The sequence below is a fragment of the Geodermatophilus amargosae genome, assembly GCF_041028265.1.
Lineage (GTDB): Bacteria > Actinomycetota > Actinomycetes > Mycobacteriales > Geodermatophilaceae > Geodermatophilus > Geodermatophilus amargosae_A.
In genome coordinates this window covers 1-23,490 of sequence record NZ_JABGCW010000024.1, presented here as the reverse complement: position 1 = coordinate 23,490, position 23,490 = coordinate 1, and the positions used below count along the sequence as shown (strand labels likewise).

23 protein-coding genes and 1 pseudogene are annotated in these 23,490 nt (G+C 76.0%); 11 read left to right on the top strand and 13 right to left on the bottom strand.

Annotation, left to right across the window (positions count from 1 at the left end; all coding sequences use genetic code 11):
• Positions 1-2 precede the first annotated feature (2 nt).
• Both HLV61_RS22680 and murD read right to left on the bottom strand, forming a co-directional pair.
• Positions 3-1,325: a hypothetical protein gene (locus HLV61_RS22680; RefSeq protein WP_369259627.1), complete on the bottom strand. Its 1,323-nt coding sequence runs from the start codon at positions 1,323-1,325 to the stop codon at positions 3-5.
• Entirely contained in the window at positions 1,315-2,682 is a 1,368-nt protein-coding gene (gene murD, locus HLV61_RS22675; RefSeq protein ID WP_369259625.1) for a UDP-N-acetylmuramoyl-L-alanine--D-glutamate ligase, read from the bottom strand. Before murD ends, HLV61_RS22680 begins: the two co-directional genes overlap by 11 nt.
• Before the next feature lie 129 nt (positions 2,683-2,811).
• Between murD and nhaA the strand changes: the two genes are divergently transcribed.
• Together nhaA and HLV61_RS22665 are read left to right on the top strand one after the other, a co-directional pair.
• Positions 2,812-4,197 carry a Na+/H+ antiporter NhaA gene (gene nhaA / locus HLV61_RS22670; RefSeq protein ID WP_369259623.1) on the top strand — a complete coding sequence of 462 codons (1,386 nt, stop codon included), beginning with the start codon at positions 2,812-2,814 and terminating at the stop codon, positions 4,195-4,197.
• A gap of 358 nt (positions 4,198-4,555) precedes the next feature.
• Positions 4,556-5,254 (top strand): hypothetical protein, encoded by a 699-nt coding sequence (locus HLV61_RS22665; protein WP_369259621.1) that lies wholly within the window; start codon positions 4,556-4,558, stop codon positions 5,252-5,254.
• On the opposite strand, the gene HLV61_RS22660 is transcribed toward HLV61_RS22665, so the two are convergent.
• Entirely contained in the window at positions 5,251-6,183 is a 933-nt protein-coding gene (locus HLV61_RS22660; protein WP_369259619.1) for an NAD-dependent epimerase/dehydratase family protein, read from the bottom strand. The genes HLV61_RS22665 and HLV61_RS22660 overlap by 4 nt on opposite strands.
• 127 nt (positions 6,184-6,310) lie before the next feature.
• Between HLV61_RS22660 and HLV61_RS22655 the strand changes: the two genes are divergently transcribed.
• Positions 6,311-6,994 (top strand): TetR/AcrR family transcriptional regulator, encoded by a 684-nt coding sequence (locus HLV61_RS22655; RefSeq protein ID WP_369259618.1) that lies wholly within the window; start codon positions 6,311-6,313, stop codon positions 6,992-6,994.
• Here HLV61_RS22655 and HLV61_RS22650 read toward each other — a convergent pair.
• The 3 genes from HLV61_RS22650 to HLV61_RS22640 are packed head-to-tail and all read right to left on the bottom strand — an operon-like array spanning position 6,991 to position 9,444.
• Positions 6,991-8,709: a DUF885 domain-containing protein gene (locus HLV61_RS22650; protein WP_369259616.1), complete on the bottom strand. Its 1,719-nt coding sequence runs from the start codon at positions 8,707-8,709 to the stop codon at positions 6,991-6,993. The genes HLV61_RS22655 and HLV61_RS22650 overlap by 4 nt on opposite strands.
• On the bottom strand, positions 8,706-9,254 hold the full coding sequence (locus HLV61_RS22645) for an FABP family protein (RefSeq protein ID WP_369259614.1): 549 nt from the start codon (positions 9,252-9,254) through the stop codon (positions 8,706-8,708). The genes HLV61_RS22650 and HLV61_RS22645 overlap by 4 nt, the downstream gene beginning before the upstream one ends.
• A 37-nt stretch (positions 9,255-9,291) precedes the next feature.
• On the bottom strand, positions 9,292-9,444 hold the full coding sequence (locus HLV61_RS22640) for a hypothetical protein (protein WP_369259612.1): 153 nt from the start codon (positions 9,442-9,444) through the stop codon (positions 9,292-9,294).
• A 68-nt stretch (positions 9,445-9,512) separates the two neighbouring features.
• Between HLV61_RS22640 and HLV61_RS22635 the strand changes: the two genes are divergently transcribed.
• Positions 9,513-10,328 carry a DUF4184 family protein gene (locus tag HLV61_RS22635; RefSeq protein ID WP_369259610.1) on the top strand — a complete coding sequence of 272 codons (816 nt, stop codon included), beginning with the start codon at positions 9,513-9,515 and terminating at the stop codon, positions 10,326-10,328.
• On the opposite strand, the gene HLV61_RS22630 is transcribed toward HLV61_RS22635, so the two are convergent.
• The 6 genes from HLV61_RS22630 to HLV61_RS22605 form a co-directional block, all read right to left on the bottom strand.
• Entirely contained in the window at positions 10,261-10,737 is a 477-nt protein-coding gene (locus HLV61_RS22630) for an SDR family NAD(P)-dependent oxidoreductase (RefSeq protein WP_369259608.1), read from the bottom strand. The two genes, HLV61_RS22635 and HLV61_RS22630, sit on opposite strands and share 68 nt — an antisense overlap.
• A gap of 121 nt (positions 10,738-10,858) precedes the next feature.
• A complete protein-coding gene (locus HLV61_RS22625; RefSeq protein WP_369259606.1) occupies positions 10,859-11,152 on the bottom strand; it encodes a DUF1416 domain-containing protein in 294 nt (97 codons plus the stop codon).
• Between the two features lie 6 nt (positions 11,153-11,158).
• On the bottom strand, positions 11,159-11,986 hold the full coding sequence (locus HLV61_RS22620) for a sulfurtransferase (RefSeq protein WP_369259604.1): 828 nt from the start codon (positions 11,984-11,986) through the stop codon (positions 11,159-11,161).
• 289 nt (positions 11,987-12,275) lie between these two features.
• Positions 12,276-12,605, bottom strand: coding sequence for a TlpA family protein disulfide reductase (locus tag HLV61_RS22615; RefSeq protein ID WP_369259602.1), 330 nt, complete (start codon positions 12,603-12,605; stop codon positions 12,276-12,278).
• Between the two features lie 105 nt (positions 12,606-12,710).
• Positions 12,711-13,400 carry an LmeA family phospholipid-binding protein gene (locus HLV61_RS22610; RefSeq protein WP_369259600.1) on the bottom strand — a complete coding sequence of 230 codons (690 nt, stop codon included), beginning with the start codon at positions 13,398-13,400 and terminating at the stop codon, positions 12,711-12,713.
• Between the two features lie 4 nt (positions 13,401-13,404).
• Positions 13,405-14,232 (bottom strand): hypothetical protein, encoded by an 828-nt coding sequence (locus tag HLV61_RS22605; protein WP_369259598.1) that lies wholly within the window; start codon positions 14,230-14,232, stop codon positions 13,405-13,407.
• Between the two features lie 244 nt (positions 14,233-14,476).
• Between HLV61_RS22605 and HLV61_RS22600 the strand changes: the two genes are divergently transcribed.
• From HLV61_RS22600 to pstB, 6 genes are all read left to right on the top strand, one after another.
• The gene (locus HLV61_RS22600) at positions 14,477-15,247 is read left to right on the top strand and encodes a winged helix-turn-helix transcriptional regulator (RefSeq protein ID WP_369259596.1); all 771 of its coding nucleotides are present in this window, start codon (positions 14,477-14,479) and stop codon (positions 15,245-15,247) included.
• Complete coding sequence (gene mshD, locus HLV61_RS22595) at positions 15,244-16,182, top strand: mycothiol synthase (RefSeq protein ID WP_369259685.1); 939 nt, start codon at positions 15,244-15,246, stop codon at positions 16,180-16,182. Before HLV61_RS22600 ends, mshD begins: the two co-directional genes overlap by 4 nt.
• A gap of 241 nt (positions 16,183-16,423) precedes the next feature.
• Positions 16,424-17,539, top strand: coding sequence for a phosphate ABC transporter substrate-binding protein PstS (gene pstS, locus HLV61_RS22590; protein ID WP_369259594.1), 1,116 nt, complete (start codon positions 16,424-16,426; stop codon positions 17,537-17,539).
• 103 nt (positions 17,540-17,642) lie between these two features.
• Positions 17,643-18,593, top strand: coding sequence for a phosphate ABC transporter permease subunit PstC (gene pstC / locus HLV61_RS22585; protein WP_369259592.1), 951 nt, complete (start codon positions 17,643-17,645; stop codon positions 18,591-18,593).
• Positions 18,593-19,672, top strand: a complete 1,080-nt coding sequence (gene pstA, locus HLV61_RS22580; RefSeq protein ID WP_369259590.1) for a phosphate ABC transporter permease PstA — start codon at positions 18,593-18,595, stop codon at positions 19,670-19,672. The genes pstC and pstA overlap by 1 nt, the downstream gene beginning before the upstream one ends.
• A 25-nt stretch (positions 19,673-19,697) precedes the next feature.
• The gene (gene pstB / locus HLV61_RS22575; protein WP_369259588.1) at positions 19,698-20,477 is read left to right on the top strand and encodes a phosphate ABC transporter ATP-binding protein PstB; all 780 of its coding nucleotides are present in this window, start codon (positions 19,698-19,700) and stop codon (positions 20,475-20,477) included.
• Positions 20,478-20,622: 145 nt separating this feature from the next.
• On the opposite strand, the gene HLV61_RS22570 is transcribed toward pstB, so the two are convergent.
• On the bottom strand, positions 20,623-22,803 hold the full coding sequence (locus HLV61_RS22570) for an LCP family glycopolymer transferase (RefSeq protein ID WP_369259586.1): 2,181 nt from the start codon (positions 22,801-22,803) through the stop codon (positions 20,623-20,625).
• A 200-nt stretch (positions 22,804-23,003) separates the two neighbouring features.
• On the opposite strand from HLV61_RS22570, the pseudogene HLV61_RS22565 reads away from it, so the two are divergent.
• A pseudogene (locus tag HLV61_RS22565) lies at positions 23,004-23,490 on the top strand (hypothetical protein); the annotation flags it as partial.

Genomic DNA, 23,490 nt, shown 5'->3' with positions numbered 1-23,490 from the left:
CGTCAGTCCACGGCGCTGCGGGCGCCGGCCAGCACCCTCTGCAGGGACGTCAGGTAACGCTCGGGGATGCCGTGCCCGCCGCGCGGCGGGAGGAACCGCGCGACGGTCGCACCGGTCACCTCGGCGGCGGCCGCGGCCTCGGCACCCAGCTCCCGCACCACCGGCGCGTCGCCCCACGACCGGCTGGCCGCCAGGTGGGCCATCGCCGCGGCGCTCTCGGCGCGCTCGCCCACGCAGTCGAACGGCTTCTCCGTCGCCCACAGCTTCCGGAACCCGTCGGCCAGCGAGGGGTCGGCGAGCGGGTCGCCCCCGAACATCTCCTCCGCCTCGGCCGGGGTCAGGAAGACGGCGAAGCAGAGGAAGGTGAACAGGCACTTGTCGCAGTGCAGGCACCAACGCTGCTCGGCCTGCCCGCCCAGGTGCCGCTGGGTGTAGGAGCGGTTGCAGCTGAGGATGTCCGCGCGCAGCGGCAGCGCGGCGACGGCCGCCACGGTGGCCAGCTCCGACAGCTGCCGGGTGAGGCTGAAGTACCCGGTGCCGACCTCGGCGGCGGCCGCGGCGAACAGGCGCTCGAACTCGTGGGACTTCGAGTACTGGTGGTTCACGCTCACGCCGTCGACGGTGAGCGTCTCCTCGTCGGCCGACCGCTCGTTGGCGAACACCACCGGGTCGTGGCCGCCGAGGACGGCGACCAGCGTGGCGATCGAGGAGTTGATCGCGGTCACCGGCACGTGCCCGTTGAGCCCGCCCTGCGCCGTCCGCTCGGCCAGCAGCGGGTCGAGCCTCCGCCGGACCTCGACCAGCGGGACGCCGGCCGCGCGGGCGACGTCCCGCTGGGCGCCGGTCGGGTTGACCGCCAGCGCCGTGCCGTCGGGGATGACGACGAGCGCGAGGGCGGAGTCCTTGCCGCCGCCCACCGGCAGCAGCGCGCCGCGCCCGCCGCCGGCCGGGGCCGCCCCGGGCTCGCGCACCTCGGCGTCGAAGTCGACGCGGTGCGGCACCGGGAGCCGGTTCACCGCGGCGAACTCCCCGAGCCCGTGCGTGTAGGCGGCCTGCGCGACGGCGAGCTGCGCGGCGGTGACCGGTCGCTCGACGGTGACCCGGCCGGGCGCGGCGAGCTTGTAGTAGCTGGTGCCCATGACCAGGTGCACCAGGTCCAGCGCGGCGTCGAGCTGCGCCGGCGCCGGGCCGGTCAGCAGCGCCGGGTCGAGGGTGAGCCGCTCGGTGAACTCGTCGTCACCGAGCCGGTAGGTGAAGGCCGCCTCGCCCGTCGCGGGGTCGAGGGACCGGTCGGCGACGGTGAAGTGGCCGGCCTCAGGACGCACGGACGCGCTCGGCGCCGGCGTCGACGAGGATCTGCTCATAGGTGGCTGCCAACTCCTCGAAGTCGCGGAAGCGGTTGTAGCTCGGGGCACCGGGCGAGAGCAGCACGACGCCGCCGGGTGCGGTGCCGGCGATCGCCGCCGCGACCGCCTCGGCCAGCGACGCCGTCTCGGTCAGGCGCACGGCGGCACCGGCCGCCTCCCGGCGGACGTCGTCGGCCAGCCGGGCCCCGGTGTCGGGGACGGTCACCAGGGCGACCTCCTCCCGACGGGCCACCAACGTCGCGGCCAGGCCCGTGTAGTCCAGGCCCCGGTCCTGGCCCCCGGCGATGAGCGTGACCGGGCGGCCGGCCAGCGCGTCGAGGGCGGCCAGCACCGAGACCGGTGTGGTGCTCAGCGTGTCGTCGACGAACGTGACCCCGCCCAGCGTGGCCACCGGCGAGAGCCGGTGCGGCAGCGCGCGGAAGGCCGCGACGGCGGCGGTGACGTCGTCGGCGCGGGCGGTGAGGTCCAGGCCGAGCAGCGCGCACGCGGCCAGCGCGACCTCCACGTTGCTGCGGTTGTGCGCGCCGGGCAGGTGCACCGGCTGCACGCGGGCGGCGAGGCCGGCGGGCAGCACGTCGGCGGGGTCGACCAGCCGCCCGGCGTCGAGGTGCTCCTCGGCCAGCGGGCGGGCCTGGGCGCTGACGACGACCGACCCCTCCGGGCAGGAGGAGAAGACGCGCAGCTTGTCGCGGTAGTAGGTCTCCGCCGAGCCGTGCCAGTCGAGGTGCTCGGGAGCCAGCGAGGTGAGCGCGCCGCGGCCGGCGAAGTCCGGCACGGCGGCGGCCTGGTAGCTGGAGACCTCCACGACGAGGGTCCGGTCGCCCACCCCGGGCAGGACGTCGAGCAGCGGGGTGCCGATGTTGCCGGCGTGCACGGCCGGGCGGCCGGCGGCGGTCAGCACGGCGGCCGCCAGCGCGCTGGTCGTGCTCTTCCCCTTGGTGCCGGTGACGCAGAGGACCGGCACCTCCCGCGCGGCGGCCTCGGCCAGCGCGACGCCGGTGCCGGTGGTCACGAGCGTGCGGTCGGCGAGCGCCCGCGCGTCCTCCCGGTAGGGGCTGATCCCCGGCGACCGGAAGACCACGTCGCAGCCGGCCAGGTCGGCGACGTCGGGGGTGGCGGTCACGCCGCCGGGCAGCGCCGCCGGGTCCACGGGGCGGCTGTCGGCCACCAGGACCGAGGCGGCACCGGCGGCCAGTGCCGCCGACACCGCGGCCCGGCCCTCCCGGCCGTGCCCCCAGACCCCGACGCGGCGGCCGGCCAGCTCCGCGAGCCGGAGGGACCGCTCCCGCGGGGGCGGTGCCGGGCGGGGGTCCACGCCCACCACTCTACGGACGGCCCGCCCCACGCACGGCGACGACGAGCCCGCGCCGATAGGCTGTCCGGCGGTGTGCCGGGAAGTCTGGTCGGCGGTGTCCGACCCGACCCAACACCCCGGAGCCGCCCCATGAACGCACCGCACGGCTCCACCCGCGTGTTCGCCCGCGGCTCGTGGACCGAGGCCAGCCGCATCGCCGACGTCCTGCGCAGGGAGACCGTCGGCGGTGTCCTGCTCCTCGTCGGCACGGTGATCGCCCTCGTCTGGGCCAACTCGCCGTGGTCGGCGGCCTACGAGTCCCTGCGGGACACCCGCGTCGGGCCCGCCTCGCTCCACCTGGACCTCACCCTCGGCACCTGGGCCGCGGACGGGCTGCTGGCGATCTTCTTCTTCGTCGCCGGCCTGGAGCTCAAGCGGGAGTTCGTGGCCGGCGACCTGCGCGACCCGCGCCGGGCGGCGCTGCCGGTGGCGGCGGCCGTCGGCGGCATGGTGATGCCCGCGGTCCTGTACACGCTGCTCAACCTGGGCGGCGACGGCGGCCTGCGCGGCTGGGCCATCCCCACGGCCACCGACATCGCCTTCGCCCTCGCCGTCCTCGCGGTGATCAGCACGCACCTGCCCAGCGGGCTGCGGACCTTCCTGCTCACCCTCGCCGTCGTCGACGACCTGCTGGCCATCACGATCATCGCGATCTTCTACACGTCGTCCCTCGCCGCGGGCTGGCTGGCGCTGGCCCTGCTGCCACTGGCGGTCTTCGGCCTCCTGGTGCAGAAGCGCATCCGCTCCTGGTGGCTGCTGCTGCCGCTGGCGCTGCTCACCTGGGTGTTCGTGCACGAGTCCGGGGTGCACGCGACCGTCGCCGGGGTGCTGCTGGCGTTCACCGTGCCGGTGGTGCGCAGCGACGCCGCGGGCGGGCCGGACGCCGGACCGGGGCTGGCTGAGCACCTCGAGCACCGGTTCCGGCCGATCTCCGCGGGGGTCGCCGTCCCGGTGTTCGCCTTCTTCGCGGCCGGGGTGACCGTCGGCGGACTGTCGGGCCTGGTCGAGTCCCTCGGCGACCGGGTGGCGCTGGGCATCGTCGTCGGCCTCGTGCTCGGCAAGGTGCTCGGCATCGTCGGCGCGAGCTGGCTGGTCACCCGGTTCACCCGGGCGGAGTTCGCCGACGACCTGGGGTGGCCCGACCTGGTCGGGCTGGCCCTGCTCGGCGGCATCGGGTTCACCGTGTCGCTGCTCATCGGCGAGCTCGCCTTCGGCCTGGGCTCCGAGCGCGACGACCACGTCAAGGTCGGCGTCCTCGTCGGCACCGTGCTCTCCGCGCTGCTGGCCTCCGTCGTCCTGCGGCTGCGCAACCGGCGGTACCGGCGGATCGAGGAGCTCGAGTCCGTCGACGCCGACGCCGACGGCATCCCCGACGTCTACCAGGGCGACACGGTGCGCGACCGGGCCGACCACGACCCCGACTGGCGGGGTGCGCCGCCGCCCGGGCGGCGACTCGGCGATTCGGCTGACGGCTGAACAACGTCGTTGCCGACCGCGGGACCGCGACGTACCGTCGAGGTACACGAGAGGGGAGGTGGTCCGAACAATTGATTTCTCATCGGACTCGTGAGGTGGCTGTCCGCTAGCCGCCGTCCAGATGGGCTGCCCGTTCGGAGTGGAATCCGAACGGTGGCACGTCATCGCCCGTCCGTCGCACGGCGGCGAGCGAGAACCGGACAGTCATCCGACCCCCGGGCTGCCGACACTCGTCCAGTCGGCCCGTGAGCTGCCGCCCCAGGTGGCGCCACGGAGCAGCCCGGGGGTTGTCCGTCCCCCGGGTACGGGACACCACCCTGTGATCGATCCGCACCACCGTGGGGGAGGAACGGCGGCCGTGCAGACCGCTGGGCGCACCGCGCCGGACGGCCGCTGGGTCGCCGAGGCCATCCGCGCCGCTCCTCCCGACACCGTCGCCGCGCTCGTCCCGGCCCGCTTCGCCGCCTACGCCCGCGTCTTCCACCCCGCCGTCCGCTACGACGGCGACGACGACGTGCACGTCCGCTGGGACGAGGTCGCCGCGGCCAACGGCACCACCGCGCACCGGCTCATGCAGTGGCCCGGCATCACCGGCTCCTGGGACTACCTCGGCGAGGCCGACCAGCCCGGGCTGTGGAACGACGCCCCCGCCGAGGGGCACCTGGTCGCGCACGTCGCCCGGGAACTGGTCGCTGTCCTCGAGGACCAGACGACGACGCCGGGGGAGTGCTGGTTCGGCTGGGACGACGGCGGCGCCGCCGACCTGCCCCGGCTGCGCCTCCCTCGCGCCGACCTGCTGCTGACCCGCGGGCCGGTGCAGCGCGCCGCCACCAACTTCGCCCCGGAGCCGCGCGAGCAGAGCGCCGCGCTGTGGTGGCCGGCCGACCGCGCCTGGTGCGTCGTCACCGACCCCGCGCTCACCAGCACCTACGTCGGCGCCGGCGTGGCCGCCGTCGACGCGCTGCTGGCCACCCGGCTCGAGGTGGCGCCGGCCGGCCCCCGCGACCCGGTCACGCCCGACTGCGACGCGGTCAACCCCGTCGCACCGCGCACCTAGGCCCGCGCGGGCACCGGGGCGCCGGCGGTCGCGGCGACCACCTCGTCCCAGGGCGTGGCGGTCAGGCCGAAGGTGTCCGTGGTCGCCGTCGCGTCGATGACGTACTCCTGGTCGAACTGGTGCCGGACGTCGGTCACCTCCCGCATGACCGGCGAGAACCAGCCGGCCGCCGTGAGCACCGGCCACGGGATGCCGCTGACCGGCACCGGCGCCCGGCCCATCGCGCGGGCGAGGTCGCCGAGGGCCTGGCGCTGCGAGCGCGGCGGGGCGCTCGGCACGTGCCAGGCCCGGCCCAGCCCCCGCTCGTCGGTGCCGAGGGTCGCCAGCGTGGCCGCGACGTCGGGGAGGTATGCCCAGCTGCGCGGCGCGTCGGGGTCACCGACCACCCAGGCACGCCGGCCGCGGCGCAGCGCCGGGAGCTGGCGCACCAGGTGCGACTGCGACGCCGGCACCTGCGGCCCCACGAAGTCCGCGGCGCGCGCCTCGGTCATGCGGATGCGCCCGGCCTCGTGCGCGGCCAGCGCCTCGCGCCACATGCCGATCCGCACCCGGCCCTTGGTGTCGGTGGCGGCCAGCGGGCCGTCCGGCGTCATCGGGCCGGCCGGGCGGCCGTAGACGTAGAGGTTGGCCATCGTGACGAGCACGGCGCCGGTGCGCTCGGCCGCGGTGAGCAGCGCCGCGGCCACCGGCGGCCAGTCGGTGGGCCACCGGTCGTAGGCGGGGTTGACCGCGTTGTAGAGCGCCGACGCGCCCGCGGTGGCCGCGGTGAGCGCCGCGGCGTCGGCGGCGTCCACCCGCCGGTGCTCGACCGCGCCCGCCGAGGTGCCACCGCTGCGCGACAGCACCCGCACCCGGTGGCCGCGGGCGGCCAGCGCCTCCGCCGTCGTGGTGCCCACGGGGCCCTTGCCCACGATCACGTGCAGTGCCATGCGGATCTCCTCACCATCCGACGAGAGCGGTGCTCTCGTTCCGGGACGACGATCTCCCGCCTTGCTCCGGCTGTCAAGAGCGGCGCTCTCTCTTGCGCGTGGTGCTCTCGGTCGGCAGGATCCGGTGGTGCCCACCGCCCGGGAGCGCGTCCGCGCCGAGCTCACCGCCGAGATCGCCGAGGCGGCGCGCCGCCAGCTCGCCCAGGTCGGCGCGGCCGCGCTGTCGCTGCGGGCGGTGGCCCGCGAGGTGGGCATGGCGTCGTCGGCGGTGTACCGCTACTTCCCCAGCCGCGACGACCTGCTGACCCGGCTGATCATCGACGGTTACGACGCCCTGGGGCAGGCGGCGGAGGACGCCGACGACCCGGCCGCGCCTCCGGAGGAGCGGTGGTCGGCGGTGTGCGGGGCCGTGCGCGCCTGGGCGCGCGCCCACCCGCACGAGTACGCGCTGCTCTACGGCTCACCGGTGCCCGGCTACGCCGCGCCGCGGGACACCGTCCGCGCGGCGTCGCGGGTCGGGGTCGTGCTCGGCGGGATCCTGGGCGACGCCGCCCGTGCCGGCCGGCTGCACGGCGACGGCGGTCGCGTGCCCGGCCTGCTCGGCGACGCCGCCGTCGAGGTCCTCGGACGGGACGCCCCGGGCATCGACGACGCCGTCCGCGTGCGCGCCCTGCTGGCCTGGAGCTCGCTGTTCGGCACGGTCAGCTTCGAGCTGTTCGGCCACCTCGTCGGGTCGGTCGAGGACGCCGACGCCTACTTCGCCCGGGCCGTCGCCGAGCTGGGCGCGCTGATCGGCCTCGACGCGTCCTAGAGCCGCGCGAGCTCCGCCTCGAGGTCGTCGAGGCCGAGCGACCCCTGTGACAGCGCGGCCATGTGCCACGCCTTGAGGTCGAAGTCCGCGCCGCGCGCCCGCTGGGCCGCCGCGCGGCCGGCCAGCCAGGCGCGCTCACCGAGCTTGTAGCTGATCGCCTGCCCGGGCAGGCCGAGGTAACGGATCAGCTCGCTGTCGAGGAACTCCGGGTCGCTGCCCAGGTGCTCGCCGGCGAAGGCCCGCGCGAGCTCCGGGGTCCACGGCCGGCCACGGGAGCCGGCGAGGACGCCCTCGGCGTCGTCGGGGACCGGCAGCCGCAGGTGCATGCCGATGTCGATGACCACCCGGATCGCCCGCAGCTGCTGGGCGTCGAGGTAGCCCATCCGCGCGCCCGGCTCGGTCAGGTACCCGAGCTCGTCCATCAGCCGCTCGGCGTAGAGCGCCCAGCCCTCGACGTTGGCGCTGACGGAGCCCAGCGACGTCTGGTAGGTCGACAGGTCGCGGCTGACGTACGCCCACTGGGCCAGCTGCAGGTGGTGACCGGGGACGCCCTCGTGGTACCAGATCGAGACCAGGTCCCAGAGCGGGAAGCGCTCGCGCCCCAGCGTGGGCAGCCAGGTGCGGCCGGGACGGGAGAAGTCCTGCGCGGGGCGGGTGTAGTACGGCGCCGCCGCGCTGCCCGGCGGCGCGATCATGGCCTCGACGTGGCGCACCGGCTCGGCGAGGTCGAAGTGCGTGCCGTCCAGCGCGGTGATCGCCTCGTCCATCATCGACTGCAGCCGCTGGCGGATCGCCTCCACGCCGTCGACCGCGGGGCCGTGCTCGTCGAGCCAGCGCATCGCCTCGACCGGCGTCGACCCCGGCCGCAGCGCCTGCGCCTCGGCCCGCTGCTCGCCGAGGATCCGCCGGTACTCCGACCAGCCCCAGGCGTAGGCCTCCTCCAGGCCGGCGCCCGCGCCGAGGTCCGAGCCGTTCCAGCGCCGCGCGGCGATCGCGTAGCGGTCCCGGCCGACGGCGTCCGGCGTCCCCTCGGCCCGCGGCAGGTACTCCTCGCGCAGGAAGTCGCGGACCTCGGCCACCGCGGCGTCGGCGTCCCGTGCCGCGGCGTCGAGCTCGCTGCGGACCGCGTCGGGCCCGGAGCCGGCCAGCTGCCCGAAGAAGGGCCCGCGCAGCCACTCGTCGAGCTGGCCGACGACGGTGGACACCTGCCGCGGCGCCACGAGCAGCCCGCGCCGGGCACCCTCGCGCAGCGTGTCGAGGTAGCCGCGGTAGGCCTCGGGCACCCGCGCCATCCGGCGGGCGACCACGCCCCAGTCGTCGTCGGTCGCCGTGGGCATGAGCAGGAAGACCTGGCGGATCGAGTGCACCGGGCTGAAGAGGTTCGACAGCGCGCGGAAGCCCTCGCCGGCCTCGTGCGCGGCCTGCTCGGCGCCCAGCCGCTCGCGCAGCAGGCGGGCGCAGCGGCGCTCGACCGCGTCGTCCTCCAGGGCGGGGTCGGCGGCGAGGACGGCGTCGAGCTCGGCGAGCGTACGGCGGGTCAGCTCGGCCTCGGCCTCGAGCCCGGCCGGGCTGGGGTCGGGCAGCCGGTCGTCGCCGGGGCGGGTGCCCAGCGACGTAGCGACGATCGGGTCGAGGTCGCAGACGGCGTCGACGTAGCGGTCGGCCACCGTGCGCGGGGTGGTGGGGTGGGTGGATCCCCGCGGGGTCCCGCTCACCGGAGGCGCTCCAGGCGCGCCGACATCGTGGGCCGCAGCGGCGTGTCCGCCCCGGCGCGGTCGATCGCGTACATCAGCGCCCCCTCGACGATGCCGTACAGCCGCACGGCGCGGATGGTCTCCGGCGCGTCGGGGGTCCGGGCGACGACGTCGCTGGTCAGCTCCCAGCTCGTGGTCGTGCGCGCCGTCCCGACGTAGAGCTCGATCAGGCCGTCGGGGCTGGCCACCAGCAGCTCGACGTCGTCCTCCCCGCGAGGCCGCCAGAAGCCGGTCTCGCGCAGCGCCGGGCCCTCGACCCGGCCGTCGTCGCCGATGAGCCAGGTGCGCGACTCGTAGGCGAGGAAGTCACGGCCGTCGTGCGCGAAGCGCACCCACTGGCCGAAGCGCCGGTCACCGGCAGCACCACCGGCCTGCCCTCCGGCGAGCACGCCCTCGCCGTGCCACTCCCCCAGCAGCGGCAGCACCGACAGCAGGCCGTGCGCCACCTCGGGGCCGTCGCGGACGTCGACGGTGTCGACGACGGGCAGGTCGGTCGGGCCGGTCACCGGCCGGCGTCCCGGGCAGACATGCCCGCCACGGTAGTCAGCGCCCGCGGGCGGCGCGTCCGGGTGGGGACGGCGGCACGCGCGCGGGCTCCCGCCGGGCGCGGGGACGGCGGGCCAGCCGGCGGACGGCGACCGCGCACGCGAGCGCCATCAGCAGCGCGAGCGCGACGAGGACCCAGGCGGCGACCACGACGCCACGGTAGGCAGCCTGCCCGGCGCACCGCGGCCGGACCCGCCGGGCCGGGCAGGATGGGGCCCGTGCCGTTCACGGGCAGCCACCCCGCGGCCGTGCTGCCGCTGCTGCGCACGGGCCTGCCGGCCTCGGCACTGGTGGCCGGCTCGCTGGCTCCCGACCTGCCCTTCTTCCTGCCGGTCGACCTCGGCGCGCCGACCCACACCGCGCTCTCCGTCGTCACCACCGACGTGCTGCTGGGCGCGCTGCTGTGGGCGCTGTGGCACGGGCTGCTCTCCCGCCCGGTGCTCGCCTGGGCGCCGGCGCCGCTGGTGGCGCGGCTGCCGGCGCGGGCGGCGCCCGGGCTGCGCCGGCGGCTGCGCACCGCCCGCCAGGGTGCCGCGGTGCCGGCCGCGCTGGCCGCCGGCGCGGCCACGCACGTCCTGTGGGACGAGTTCACCCACCCCGGGCGCTGGGGCGCCGGGCACGTGCCGGCGCTGGCCTCGACCTGGGCGGGGGTGCCCGGGTACTCCTGGGCGCAGGACCTGAGCGGGCTGGCCGGCGGGCTGGTGCTCGCCGGCTGGCTGGTCGGCTGGTGGCGGCGCACCCCGGCCGGGCCGGCGGTGTCGCGGCCGCTGTGGTGGCTGCCGTGGACCGCCCTGGCGGTCGCGGCCGGTGCGGCCGGCGCGATGGCGGCCGCGGGTGCGCCGGACGTGCGGTCGGGAGCCGTGGCGGCCGCCTTCACCGGCGGCGGCGTGGCGCTGGGGACCGCCGTCCTGCTGGCTCTGGCCTGGACCGTGCGCGGGCGGACCGGACGCGGCTGGGCGTCGCCGCTCAGGCCTCCCCCGGGTCCGCGCCCCGGACGGCGCGGCCGCCGTCGACCGGCAGCACCACCCCGGTGACGAAGGCCGCGGCGTCGGACAGCAGGGAGGTCACCGCCTCGGCGACCTCCTCCGGTGTCCCCACGCGGCCGAGCGGGTGCAGGGCAGCCATCTGCGCCTCGGTGCGGGCTGCCTGCTCGGGGTCCTGGCCGGCCAGCAGTGTCCGGTGGCGCGCGGTGTCGACCGATCCGAGCGCGACGGCGTCGACGCGGATCCCTGACGGGCCGGCGTCGACCGCCAGCGCCCGGGTCAGGCCCCCGACCGCCGCCTTCGCGGCCGTGTCGCCGGTCACGGACACCGGCCCGTCCGCGGGCTGCTCCGGCGGGTCCCGGTCGAGCACGACGACGGTCGCGCCGTCGCGCAGCAGCCGCGCCGCGACGGCCCGCCCGATCCCGCGGGCGCCGCCGGTCACCACGGACGACCTGCGCACGGGCCCATCCTGCCCCGCGGACACGCAGCGCCCCTCCCGGCCGGGGCCGGGAGGGGCGCTGGGTCGGCCCCCGTCCAGAGGCTCGCCGCGAGCCTGCGAGTGGCGAGGGGGACGGGGGTCCTTACTCGAGGACGACGGTGGTCTCGGTCAGGCCGACCTCGGCGTCGACGACGCGCTCACCGCGCCCGACCGGCGCCAGCGAGCGCAGCTTCCACTTCCCCGGCGCGGCGAAGAAGCGGAACTCACCCTCCGGGCTGGTCACCACCTCGGCGGTGAACTCGTCGGTCTCGTCGAGCAGCCGCACGTAGGCGCCGGCCACCGGGGCGCCGTCGTGCCAGACCTGGCCCTGGATGACCGTCTGGGTGTCCAGGTCGATGCCGGCGAGGGCGCCGCCCTGCTTCGGAGCTCCGCACATGTCAGCTCACTTCTCGATCGGGACGCCGACGAGCGAGCCGTACTCGACCCAGCTGCCGTCGTAGTTCTTGACGTCGGTCTTCCCGAGCAGCTCGCGCAACACGAACCAGGTGTGGCTCGAGCGTTCGCCGATCCGGCAGTAGGCGATGGTCGGCTTCGTGTCGTCGAAGCCCTGCTCGGCGTAGAGCGCCTCGAGCTGCTCGTCGCTCTTGAACGTGCCGTCCTCGTTGGCCGCCTTGCTCCACGGGATGTTCTTCGCCGTGGGGACGTGGCCGCCCTTCTGCGCCATCTCCTGCGGCAGGTGCGCCGGGGCGAGGATCTTGCCGGAGAACTCGTCGGGCGAGCGGACGTCGATGATGTTCTTGGAGCCGATCGAGGCCACGACCTCGTCGCGGAAGGCCCGGATCGAGAGGTCCGGCTCCTGCGCCGTGTACTCGGTGGCCGGGCGCTCCACGGCGTCCTTGGACAGCGGGCGGCCGTCGAGCTCCCACTTCTTGCGGCCGCCGTCGACCAGCTTGACGTCCTGGTGGCCGTAGAGCTTGAAGTACCAGTAGGCGTAGGCGGCGAACCAGTTGTTGTTGCCGCCGTAGAGGACGACGGTGTCGTCGTTGGCGATGCCGCGCGAGGACAGCAGGGCCTCGAAGGCGCCCTTGTCGACGAAGTCGCGGCGCAGCGGGTCCTGCAGGTCCTTCTTCCAGTCCAGCTTGACGGCGCCCTCGAGGTGGCCGCCGTCGTAGGCGCTGGTGTCCTCGTCGACCTCGACGAAGACGATGCCGGGCTGGCCGAGGTGTTCCTGGGCCCAGTCGGCGGTGACGAGCACGTCGGTGCGGCTCATGGGGGTACTCCTCCGTGTGGTGGGTGTGCGGACGATCAGGCGGTGCGGGCAGGGCCGGCCCGACGGACGGCCGGGTCCGGCTCGCCGTCGACGGCGGCGCCGGGGACCCGCGCGGCGACCGTGCGGGCAGGACTCTGCGACATGGATGGGCTCTCCGGACGGCGGTCAGGGCACGTCTGGGCGGAGCGGGGCCGCCCTCAGGAGGCGCGACACAGGCAGCTGCCGACGCGGCACAGGTCGACTGTGCGGCGCGAGGTCAGCAGGGTGCCCACGCGCCGAGGGTAACCGATCACGCCCGTGTCCCCGTGTGGGCGTCGACGAGGGCGGTGAGCTCCTGCGGCCGCGGGGCACCGCTGCTGCGGCCGAGCAGTCGCCCCTCGCGGTCGAGGTAGAACAGCGTCGGCGTGCGCCGGACGTCGAGCGCGCGCACGGCCTCGAGGTGGCTCTCGGCGTCGACGTGGACGTAGGCCAGCCCCGGCCGGGTGGCCTGCAGGTGCTGCAACCGGGCGCGCGTGGTCCGGCAGGGCCCGCAGAACGCGGTGGAGAACTGGACGACGGTGAGGTCCGCGTCGGCCGGCCGCACGCCGAGGTCCTCGAGCACCGCGGTGGGTCCGCCCACGCACCCCTCCTCCGCCGCTCGCGACCGGCCGCCGCGGCGGGCTCCGCCGGTCCGCTCGTCCCCGGCACCAACCCGACCGGTCCGGTGCGCATTCCCGGGCGGGCCTCAGGACGCGCGCAGCACCGTGTCGGTGGCCTCGGCGGTGACGTCGACGCCGTCGTCGGCCGGCCGCAGGCCCGTCAGCCGCAGCCCGAACGGCAGCTCGACGGGGTAGCGCAGGTCGAGCAGGTCGGCGGCCCGGTCGACGACGACGTCGGGGACGCCGACGCCGGCCGCCTCCGCCTCCTCGACGTCGACCACGAGGTCCTGGCCGTCGAGCGACACCGTGCCGACCGCGGTGAGCGGCACGGAGTAGCCGAGCACCTCGACCGTGCGGGTGACGCGGAGCCCGTCGCCCTCGCGGGCCAGCGTCGTGTTCCCGCCGAACTGCTGCTCGAGCAGCGCGTAGGACAGCGTCGCGGTGCCGTCCACCCGGTCGACGGGCACCTCCTGCACCGATCCCGACAGCGCGCCGGACAGCGGCACGTGGACCCCGCGCAGGCGGACGTCGGCGCGGGTGCCCTCGGGCAGGCCGAGCTCCGCGGCGGTCAGGGCGAGGCGGACGTCGTCGTAGGTGCCCGACACCGCCTGGGTGAGGAAGGGCCACCCCTGCACGTCGACGTCGGGGGTCCCGGCCAGCCCGCCCGCGTCGCGCAGCGCCTCGGCCACCCGGTCCTCGGCGATGCCCTCGGCCACCGGGTCGGCCACGAGGGCGAGCACGACGAGCAGCGCGAGGACGACGAGGAGGGCGCGCACCGGGTCAGACGACGGCCAGCGCCAGCAGCACGGGCGCGCAGACGGACAGCGGCAGCACGGCCTCGACCGCGGCCCCCGCCGCGGCGGCCCGGCCCCTGGCCTCGCCGACGACGACGAAGGAGGCGGCCGTCCCGCCCAGCGCGGCGACCAGGCCGAGCACCAGGCCCGTGGTGGTGCCGGAGACCACGTCGACCAGCTCCCCCGTGCCGCTCGCGAGCAGCGCGACGGCGACCCCGGCCGCGGCGGCGAGCAGCAGCCCCGGCACACCGCGGTCGGCCCCGGCGGCGACCGCGGGACGGGGCAGGACCGCGTCGACGAGGTGCCCGGCGACCAGCGCGGCGCCGACGACGAGCAGCGGCGAGCCGGCGGGGTCGCCGACGTCCCCGGTGACGTCGGGCAGCAGGAGGAGCGCCAGCGCGCAGACGGCCGCGACCAGCAGCGCGACGCTGCCGAGGGAGCCGACGACGTCGGTGCGCGGCGGCCGGCGCAGCATCTGGTGCAGCACGGCGGCGATCAGCGCGGGACCGGCCACGGCCAGCAGCAGCCCGGGACCGGGCCGGTCCCCGGAAGGAGCGAGCAGGTCCACGGCGAGGTCGGCGCCGACCGCGGCCGCGGCCCCGAGGACCGCGACGCCCGCAGCGCCGGCCGGTGCGGTGGCGGTCACCCACGCGGCCACCAGGACCGCCTGCAGCACCAGGACGGCGACCAGCCGGCCGTGCCCGCCGAGCAGGTCAGGCGCGAGCAGCAGGAGCGCGACGGCGGCTCCCGCGACGACCGCGGCGGCGACGTGCCGCGCCCGGGTGGCGGACCGGGGATCCAGCGCCGTGGTCACGCGCCCTCCCCGCCCGGGGCGGCCCGGCATCCCCGCCGGTGCCGTCGTCTCCCGCTCGCGCCGATCGTCGCAGATCCCGCCCGCCCGGCGAGCGGAGTGGCACGCGTGTCCCGGCCCGGCGACGGCCATGAGTCGATCCGACCCGGGACCGGTACCGGGCGGTTCGCCGGGGAACGGGGACACGTCGGTTATCCTGCGGTCCCGGTTCGACAGCGCCGTCGACTGCCCTCCCCGAGGAGACGACATGCGACTCGTGCTCATGACCGCGGCGCGTCAGGCCACGACCGAGGTGCTGCCCGCCCTCGGCCTGCTCGGCCACCAGGTGCGCGTCGTGGCCCCCGAGCTGTCGAGCCTGCTCGACGGCGACTCCGGCGACGTGGTGCTCGTCGACGCCCGCCACGACCTCATCCAGGCCCGCACGCTGTGCGGCCTGCTGTCCTCCACCGGGGTCGCCTCCGCCCTCGTCGCCGTCCTCTCCGAGGGCGGGCTGGTCGCGCTGTCGGCCGACTGGGGCGTCGACGACGTCCTGCTCGACACCGCCGGCCCGGCGGAGGTCGACGCGCGGCTGAAGTGGGCCACCGCCCGCCGGCTGGCCGCGGCCACCCCGGCCGACGGCGCCGACGGCGGCGTCACCCAGGCCGGCGAGCTGGTCATCGACGAGCACAGCTACTCGGCCAAGCTCCGCGGCCGCCCGCTCGACCTCACCTACAAGGAGTTCGAGCTCCTCAAGTACCTCGCCCAGCACCCGGGCCGGGTCTTCTCCCGCGCCCAGCTGCTGCAGGAGATCTGGGGCTACGACTACTTCGGCGGCACCCGCACCGTCGACGTCCACGTGCGCCGGCTGCGCGCCAAGCTGGGCACCGAGCACGAGGCGCTGATCGGCACGGTCCGCAACGTCGGCTACAAGCTCGACCAGCACGTCGCCGACGCCACCGCCGCGGCCGCCCGCGCCCAGGCGGAGGAGCCCGCCGCGACCACCGTCGCCGACGCGCGCGACGCCGCCCCGCTGCTCTGAGCACCGCCGTCGTCTCCGGCCCCGCGCGGCTCGACCCCGCGCGGACCGCGGCCGTCCTCGCGCTGCTGCGCGCGGCCGCCGAGGCCGACGGCGTGCGCCCGCTGTCGGAGGAGGCCGAGCTGCGGCTGCAGCACGGCGGCCCGGCGGGGGGCCACGACGTCCTGGCCACCGACGCCGACGACGCGGTGACCGGCTACGCCCGGCTCGAGCTCGGCGACGGCACGGGGGACGCCGAGGCCGAGCTGGTCGTCGCCCCCGGCGCCCGGCGGCGCGGGACCGGGCGGGCGCTGCTCGCCCGCCTCGAGGAGCTCGCCGCCGGCCGCCCGCTGCGAGTGTGGGCGCACGGCGACCTCCCCGCCGCGAGCGCGCTGGCCACCGGGCGCGGCTACACCCGGGCCCGCGTGCTGCTGCAGATGCGCCGTCCGCTGGGCGACGCCGACCTGGCCGGGGGCCCGGCCCTCCCGGCCGACGTGTCCGTGGCCGCCTTCCGCCCCGGCCGCGACGAGGCGGCCTGGCTGCGGCTCAACGCCCGGGCCTTCGTCGCCCACCCGGAGCAGGGCGCGTGGACGCCGGAGGACCTGCTGCTGCGCGAGGCCGAGCCCTGGTTCGACCCGGCCGGGTTCCTGCTCGCCTGGCGGGGCGACCGCGACGCCGGCGGCACGCTGCTCGGCGCGCACTGGACCAAGGTCCACCCGCCCGGCGACGCCGGCCCGGACGCCGTGGGCGAGGTGTACGTGCTCGGCGTCGACCCCGACGCCCAGGGGCTCGGGCTGGGCCGGGCGCTCACCGCCCGCGGCCTGGCGCACCTGCGCGGGCGCGGGCTCGACGAGGTGCTCCTCTACGTCGAGGAGGACAACACCGCCGCGGTGACCCTGTACGGGCGCACCGGCTTCACGCGGTACGCCGTCGACGTCTCCTGGCGGCGCACCCCCTGACCTCCGGACCGTGGTGCGAACGGACCTTCCTCCCGCACCACGGTCGCCTCCCGCCACCGGAAACGCCCGGGTTCACCTGCTCGACGTGACGTCGTTCTCACCTGGTCGGGAAAGGCTCCGCGGCCGTTCACCGGCCGTTCATCGAGCGACCCGGGACCGGCCACCTGCGCTCCCTACCGTCCCTCTCGTTGGTCCTCCCCTGCCCGGCAACGAGGTCCGGGCTCCTTCGAAAGGCACTGGGTTGAAGCTCAGCACCAGGTCGCGCGCCGTCGTCCTCAGCACGGCGCTGACCAGCACCCTCGCGCTCGCCGCATGCGGCGCCGCCAACGAGTCCGAGAGCTCCTCGGGCGGCGGCAGCGACTCGGGCGCCGCGTCGCTCAGCGGCGCCCTCGCCGGCGCCGGCGCCAGCAGCCAGCAGGCGGCGATGGAGGCCTGGCAGGCCGGCTTCGAGGGCGAGTACCCCGACGTTCAGTTCAGCTACGACCCCGCCGGCTCCGGTGCCGGTCGCGAGCAGTTCATCGACGGCCGCGCCGACTTCGCCGGCTCCGACGCCCCGCTGGACGAGGAGGAGCTGACCGCCGCGCAGGAGCGCTGCGGCGGCGGCGAGGTCTTCGAGCTGCCGAACTACATCTCGCCGATCGCGGTCATCTTCAACCTCGAGGGCGTCGACTCACTCGACCTCACGCCCGACACGATCGCCCGCATCTTCAGCGGCCAGATCACCACCTGGAACGACCCGGCGATCGCCGCGGACAACCCGGACGCGCAGCTGCCCGACACGGCGATCACGCCGGTGCACCGCGGTGACGACTCGGGCACCACGGACAACTTCACCGACTACCTGTTCCAGACCGCCCCCGACGTCTGGACCTCCGAGCCCGACGGCGTGTGGCCGCTGCCCGGCGGCGAAGCGGCCAACGGCACCTCCGGCGTCGTCGGCGTCGTGGAGAGCACCGTCGGCGCCGTCACCTACGCAGACGCCAGCCGCGCCGGCGAGCTGGGCGTGGCCAACGTCGCCGTCGGCGAGGAGTTCGTCGCCCCGTCGGCCGAGGCCGCCGCTGCCGTCGTCGAGAACTCCCCCGCCGTCGAGGGCCGCGGCGAGTACGACTTCGCCATCGAGCTCAATCGGCAGACGGAGGGTTCGGGTGAGTACCCGATCGTCCTCGTCAGCTACCACGTCGGATGCGTCGAGTACGACGACCAGGCCACCGGCGACGCCGTCAAGGCGTTCATGTCCTACGTGATCAGCGAGGACGGCCAGCAGGCGGCCGCCGAGAACGCCGGCAACGCGCCGATCTCCGGCACCCTGCGCGAGCAGGCGCAGACCGCGGTGGACGCGATCTCCTCCGCCGGCTGACCGGAACCCCTCAGGTGGCCCGGGGTGTCGACGACGCCCCGGGCCACCGCCCCGCCCGGAGACGGGCACTCCCCGCACCACCGACCGACCGACCGGAGCAGCGGTGACCGCCACGAAGGCCCCGACCGAACCCCCGCAGCAGCGCGTCGTGCGCCGTCCGGGTGACCGCGTCTTCGCCGGGAGCGCCAAGGGCTCCGGCATCTTCATCCTGCTGGTGCTGGCCGGCGTGGCCGCGTTCCTCGTCAGCGAGGCGATCCCGGCGCTCACCGCACCGCCGGAGGACATCCCCGGCGGCGAGGGCCTGGCCGGCTACATCGCCCCGCTCGTCCTCGGCACGCTGCTCGGCGCCGTCCTCGCCCTCGTGGTCGCGACCCCGCTGGCGGTGGGCATCGCGCTGTTCGTCACCTACTACGCGCCCCGCCGGATCGCGGCCGCCCTGGGCTACGTGATCGACCTGCTCGCGGCGATCCCCAGCGTCGTCTACGGCTTCTGGGGCCTGGCGGTCCTCGCGCCGGCCCTCGTGCCCTTCCACGTGTGGGCCGCCGACCACCTCGGCTGGATCCCGCTGTTCGCCGGTCCCGCCTCCACCAGCGGCCGCACGATGCTCACCGTCGGGTTGGTGCTCGCGGTCATGATCCTGCCCATCATCTCGGCCATCGCCCGCGAGGTCTTCAGCCAGGCGCCGGCGCTGCACCGCGAGGCCGCCCTGGCCCTCGGCGCCACGCGCTGGGAGATGATCAAGATGGCGGTGCTGCCCTACGGCAAGTCGGGCGTGATCGCCGGCGCGATGCTGGGCCTCGGCCGCGCGCTCGGCGAGACGATGGCGGTCGCGATCGTGCTCTCCGGCGGCGCCGGTGCCACGCTCAACCTGATCAGCAGCTCGAACCCCTCGACGATCGCGTCGAACATCGCGCTGCGGTTCCCGGAGGCCACCGGCCTGGGGATCAACACCCTGATCGCCAGCGGCCTGGTGCTCTTCGTCATCACGCTCGCGGTCAACATGCTCGCCCGCTGGATCGTCGACCGGCGCGCCGACTTCTCCGGAGCCAACTGATGAGCACCTCCACGCAGTCCGCGCCGCAGGTCGCCCCCGAGTCGCAGGGCCCTGTCCCCCGTCGCCGGCACCTGCCGCGGTACGCCCCGCTGGGCCTCTACGCCGCCGGGATCGCCGTCGGTGCGCTCCTGTCGCTGCTCACCGGCTTCAGCATCGCGCTGACCGTCGTCTACGGCGCGGTCCTCGGGACGCTGGCCGTGTACATCGGCTCCCGGGCCGTCGAGGGGCGGCGCAAGGCCACCGACCGGCTGGTCACCGCGCTGGTCACCACGGCCTTCGGGATCGCGATGATCCCGCTGGTCTCGCTGGTCTGGACCGTCCTCGACAAGGGCCTGGCCCGCTTCGACGGCGCCTTCTTCAGCAACTCGATGTTCCGGGTCGTCGGTGAGGGCGGCGGCGCGTACCACGCCATCCTCGGCACGGTGATCATCACCGCGCTGACGGCGGTCATCTCGGTGCCGATCGGCCTGCTGACCGCCATCTACCTCGTGGAGTACGGCTCCGGCCGGCTCAAGAGGGCGATCACCTTCTTCGTCGACGTCATGACCGGCATCCCGTCGATCGTGGCCGGCCTGTTCGCCTTCGCGCTGTTCACGCTGCTGTTCGGCAACGACGTCCGGATGGGCCTCATGGGCGCCGCGGCACTGTCGGTCCTCATGATCCCCGTCGTCGTCCGCTCCTGCGAGGAGGTCCTCAAGCTCGTCCCCAACGAGCTGCGCGAGGCCAGCTACGCCCTGGGCGTGCCCAAGTGGCGGACGATCGTCAAGGTCGTCCTGCCGACCGCCGTCGCGGGGCTCGGTACGGGCATCACGCTGGCGGTCGCCCGCGTCGTCGGCGAGACCGCACCGCTGCTCATCACCGTCGGCCTGATCACCGGGACGAACCTCGACCCGTTCGACGGACGCATGGCGACGCTTCCGGTGTTCGCCTACTACCAGCTCACCCAGCCGGGCACCGCCACCCAGGCGTTCCTGGACCGGGCCTGGACGGCGGCCCTCGTCCTCATCATCCTGGTCATGGCCCTCAACGTCGTGGCCCGCCTGATCAGCCGCTTCTTCGCTCCCAAGACCGGTCGCTGAGCGACCCGACCCGGAGGATCCGCACGTGGCCAAGCGCATCGAGGTCTCCGACCTCAACATCTACTACGGCAACTTCCTGGCCGTGGAGGGCGTCAACGTCTCCATCGAGCCGCGCAGCATCACCGCGCTGATCGGCCCGTCCGGCTGCGGGAAGTCGACCTTCCTGCGCTCGCTGAACCGCATGCACGAGGTCATCCCCGGCGCCCGCGTCGAGGGCAAGGTCGTCATGGACGGCCAGGACCTCTACGCCTCGGACACCGACCCGGTCGACGTCCGCCGGCAGATCGGCATGGTCTTCCAGCGACCGAACCCGTTCCCGACGATGTCGATCTACGACAACGTCGTGGCCGGCAACCGGCTCAACAGCAAGAAGATGAAGAAGTCCGAGACCGACGACCTGGTCGAGCGGTCGCTGCGGGGCGCGAACCTCTGGAACGAGGTCAAGGACCGCCTCGACCGGCCCGGCTCGGGCCTGTCCGGTGGTCAGCAGCAGCGGCTGTGCATCGCCCGCGCGATCGCGGTCGAGCCCGACGTGCTGCTCATGGACGAGCCGTGCTCGGCCCTGGACCCCATCTCCACGCTCGCCATCGAGGACCTGATGGCCGAGCTGAAGGACCGCTTCACCATCGTGATCGTCACGCACAACATGCAGCAGGCGGCGCGGGTGAGCACGTCCACCGGCTTCTTCAACCTCAACGGGGTGGGCCAGCCCGGCCGGCTGATCGAGTTCAACCCGACCGAGAAGATCTTCAGCAACCCCGACCAGAAGGCGACCGAGGACTACATCTCCGGCCGCTTCGGCTGAGTAGTGACCCCCCTGCCCCCCGCCACTCGCGAGCTCGCGGCGGGACGCTGCACGGGGGCCACCCGAGGGAAGGGCCGCCGCGGGACCCCCGCGGCGGCCCTCGTCGTGTGTGCGGCCGTGCCGGCCTGCGCGGTGTGTGCGCCTGTCAGCCGCAGCTGACGGGGCCGGTGCCGGCAGGAGCCGCCGCGGCAGCGGTCCCGGCGGCCGGCACGGGCGCCGGCGCCACGGCCGCCGCGGGGGCGGGGACCTGGACCGGGACGACGCCGGAGTAGCCGGGGCCGAGCACCAGTTGCACGGTGGCGCCGACGGCGTCGCTGGGCTGCAGGACCGCGCCGGGGACGGCGGCGGCCACGGTGCGCGCCTGCTCGACGACCCCGGTCCCGTGGCGGACGACGGTCTGGTTCACCGTGCCGCTCTCGTTGCCGACCTCCCCCACCGTGAAGCCCTGCTGGCGCAGCAGGTCGCCCACGGTGCCGGCCAGCCCGCTGGTGGCGGTGGCGTTGAGGACGTCGACGGTGACCGCGGCCGGTGCCACGGACAGCGGCTGCGCGGCGGGGCTCGCGGGCGACTGCTCGGCGCCGGTGTCCACCGCGGGACCCTCGGCGGCAGGGGCGGCGGCCGGGTCCTCGAGGGGGGCCGCGGCGGCCGCGGCGACCGGAGTGGCCAGCTCGGCGGGTACGGCGCCGTCCTCGATGACGCCGTCGAACAGCGAGCGGGTGGCCGCGCCGTCGAGCAGCACGTGGGCCTGGTCGCTGCCGGCCGGCACGTAGCCGACCTGCGCCACCGGCAGGCTGGCGCGCTGCACCGCGTCCTCGTCGAGACCCCCGAGCGCGGAGGCCAGCGTGCGCAGGTCGCCGAGCGTCGTCTGCTCGTCGACGGTGAGCGCGTCCGCGGCGCGGGTCAGGAAGCGGGTGAGCTCGTAGGTGTCGGCGAGCATCCCCACGGTCATCGCCGAGCGCAGTGTGGCCGACAGCAGCTGCTGGGTCCGCTCGGCGGCGGCGATCCCGGTGACGTCGGACCCGGCGTCCCCCGGCGCGAGGTAGCGGGTGGCCTGGGCGCCGGTCAGCTGCGAGGTGCCGGCCGGCAGCGGGGCGGCCGACGCGGTGTCGGCCGGGCCGGCGGTGGGCAGGCAGACGCTCACCCCGCCGACGGCGTCGACCAGGGCAGGCAGCCGGGCGAGGTCGACGGCGAGGTAGTGGTCGACGCGCAGGCCGGACAGCTGCTGCACCGCGCGCACCATGCACGCCGGGCCGCCGGCCAGCAGCGACGTCGCGAAGGCCTCGGACACCGGTTCCCGCAGCGAGCCGTCGTCGGCCCGGCAGCCGGGCGTGTCGACCATCGCGGTGGGCGGCACGCTGACCAGCACGGCGCGCTCCTCACCGGCGGCGACGTGCACCAGCATCGTGGTCACCGACGCGGGGCCGTCGGTGCCGGGCAGGCCGGTGCCGACGACGAGGTAGGTGGTCGCGCCCTCCTGCAGCCGCGGGGCGATCACCTCCGGCCCCTCGGGCGTCAGCGCGCCGACGCGGGCGATGCTCCGGTCGACGTAGGCGTAGAGGCCGGCGTGGTAGCCGATGACGAGGCCGAGCAGCACGCCGAGGACCACGGCGGCCCGGGCCAGCCGCCGGCGTCCGGGGCTGCGCGGCGGGTGGTCGGCCAGCGGGCGCCGGGTGCTGCCGACCCCGGACATCGCCGGGCCGTCGAGGCCGGGGATGGGCGGGTGCGCGGGGCGGCCGGGCAGCGGCGGGACCGGTCGCGAGTACTGGACCCCGGAGGCCGCGGTCCCCGGCAGCGGCGGGACCGGCCGTGAGTACTGGACGCTGACGGGGGTCCCGGGCAGCGGAGGCACCGGCCCCGACCGGTGGACGGCCGGCAGCGGAGGCACCGGGCCCGACCGGTGGACGGCCCGGTCGCGGGGGGTGCCGGGCAGCGGCGGCACCGGCTGGGACCGGGCGGCTCCCCCGAGCGGGGGCAGCGGCGGGACCGGGGCGGAGCGCTGGACCCCGGCCGGGGCGTGCGGCACCGGCGGCAGCCCGCGCCGGAGGCCGGCGGAGTCCTCGAGCCCGGCCGGCGGGTCCGCCGGGCCCGGCCGGCTCCTCCGGTCCGCCTGCGGTGCGCCCGGCACGGGCGGGCGTGGCCCCCGGTGCGGGGGCAGCGACTCACCGGGTTCGAGCGGGATGGGCACCTCGCCGGTGCGCCGCGCGGCCCGGCGGCCCGTGGCGCCGCCCTGGCGGGCCAGCAGCTGCTCGACGGTCACCGGACCGGGCGCGCCGCGGCCCGCGGCCCGCTCGTCCCGCCCGCGCTCGTCCCCCACCGGTGTCGACATCCCATCGTCGTGGCCGTGCCAAGCCGTCCGTGTCGTCGCGCACTGCACGCGCGGCAGCACTCGACGATACGGCCGTGTGCCCCCGGAGACCGGCCACGTGGGCCGTGACCCGCCGGGCGATCCGTCCTCGGGGGCCCCGATCGAGCGGGAACGGGCTCCTCGGGCGGGCAGGGCATCCCGTCCGGACGTAGCGTCGGCCCGTGAGGCTCCCGTCGATCCCCGGTCCGTCCGACGTCTTCACCGCCGTCGAGAGCCTGCGCGAGGGAGTCGCCGAGGCGCTCGCGCTGGTGCCCCGGGTGGCGGCGGCGGTGGGCCGGCTCGAGGGGCTGCTGGACCGGGCCGACGCCGTGGTGGTCCGGGCGGAGGGGCTGGTCGACCGGGTGGACGACGCGGTGACCGCACTGGACGCCACCCGCCGCCGCGCGGACACCCTCGTCGACGGGGCCGGTTCCACGATCCAGGCGGCCGGCCGGGCCATCTCCGCGGTGGGTGAGACCCAGCGGAGGGCCGACGACGCGATCGGCAACGTCGAGAAGACCCAGGAACGGGCCGACGGCGCCATCAGCAACGTCGAGCGGACGCAGCAGCGGGCCGACCGTGCCATCGGTGCCGTCGAGGCCACCCAGCAGAAGGCCGACGCCGCCATCGGCAACGTCGAGGCCACCCAGCAGAAGGCCGACGCCGCCA

Coding starts and splice junctions, on each gene's coding strand:
- HLV61_RS22660 (WP_369259619.1), bottom strand. CDS start 6,183: ATGGCACTGCACGTGATCGTGGGCAAGGGCCCCGTGGGCACCACGACG.
- HLV61_RS22600 (WP_369259596.1), top strand. CDS start 14,477: ATGCGACTCGTGCTCATGACCGCGGCGCGTCAGGCCACGACCGAGGTG.
- HLV61_RS22570 (WP_369259586.1), bottom strand. CDS start 22,803: ATGTCGACACCGGTGGGGGACGAGCGCGGGCGGGACGAGCGGGCCGCG.
- nhaA (WP_369259623.1), top strand. CDS start 2,812: ATGAACGCACCGCACGGCTCCACCCGCGTGTTCGCCCGCGGCTCGTGG.
- HLV61_RS22620 (WP_369259604.1), bottom strand. CDS start 11,986: ATGAGCCGCACCGACGTGCTCGTCACCGCCGACTGGGCCCAGGAACAC.
- pstA (WP_369259590.1), top strand. CDS start 18,593: ATGAGCACCTCCACGCAGTCCGCGCCGCAGGTCGCCCCCGAGTCGCAG.
- HLV61_RS22625 (WP_369259606.1), bottom strand. CDS start 11,152: ATGTGCGGAGCTCCGAAGCAGGGCGGCGCCCTCGCCGGCATCGACCTG.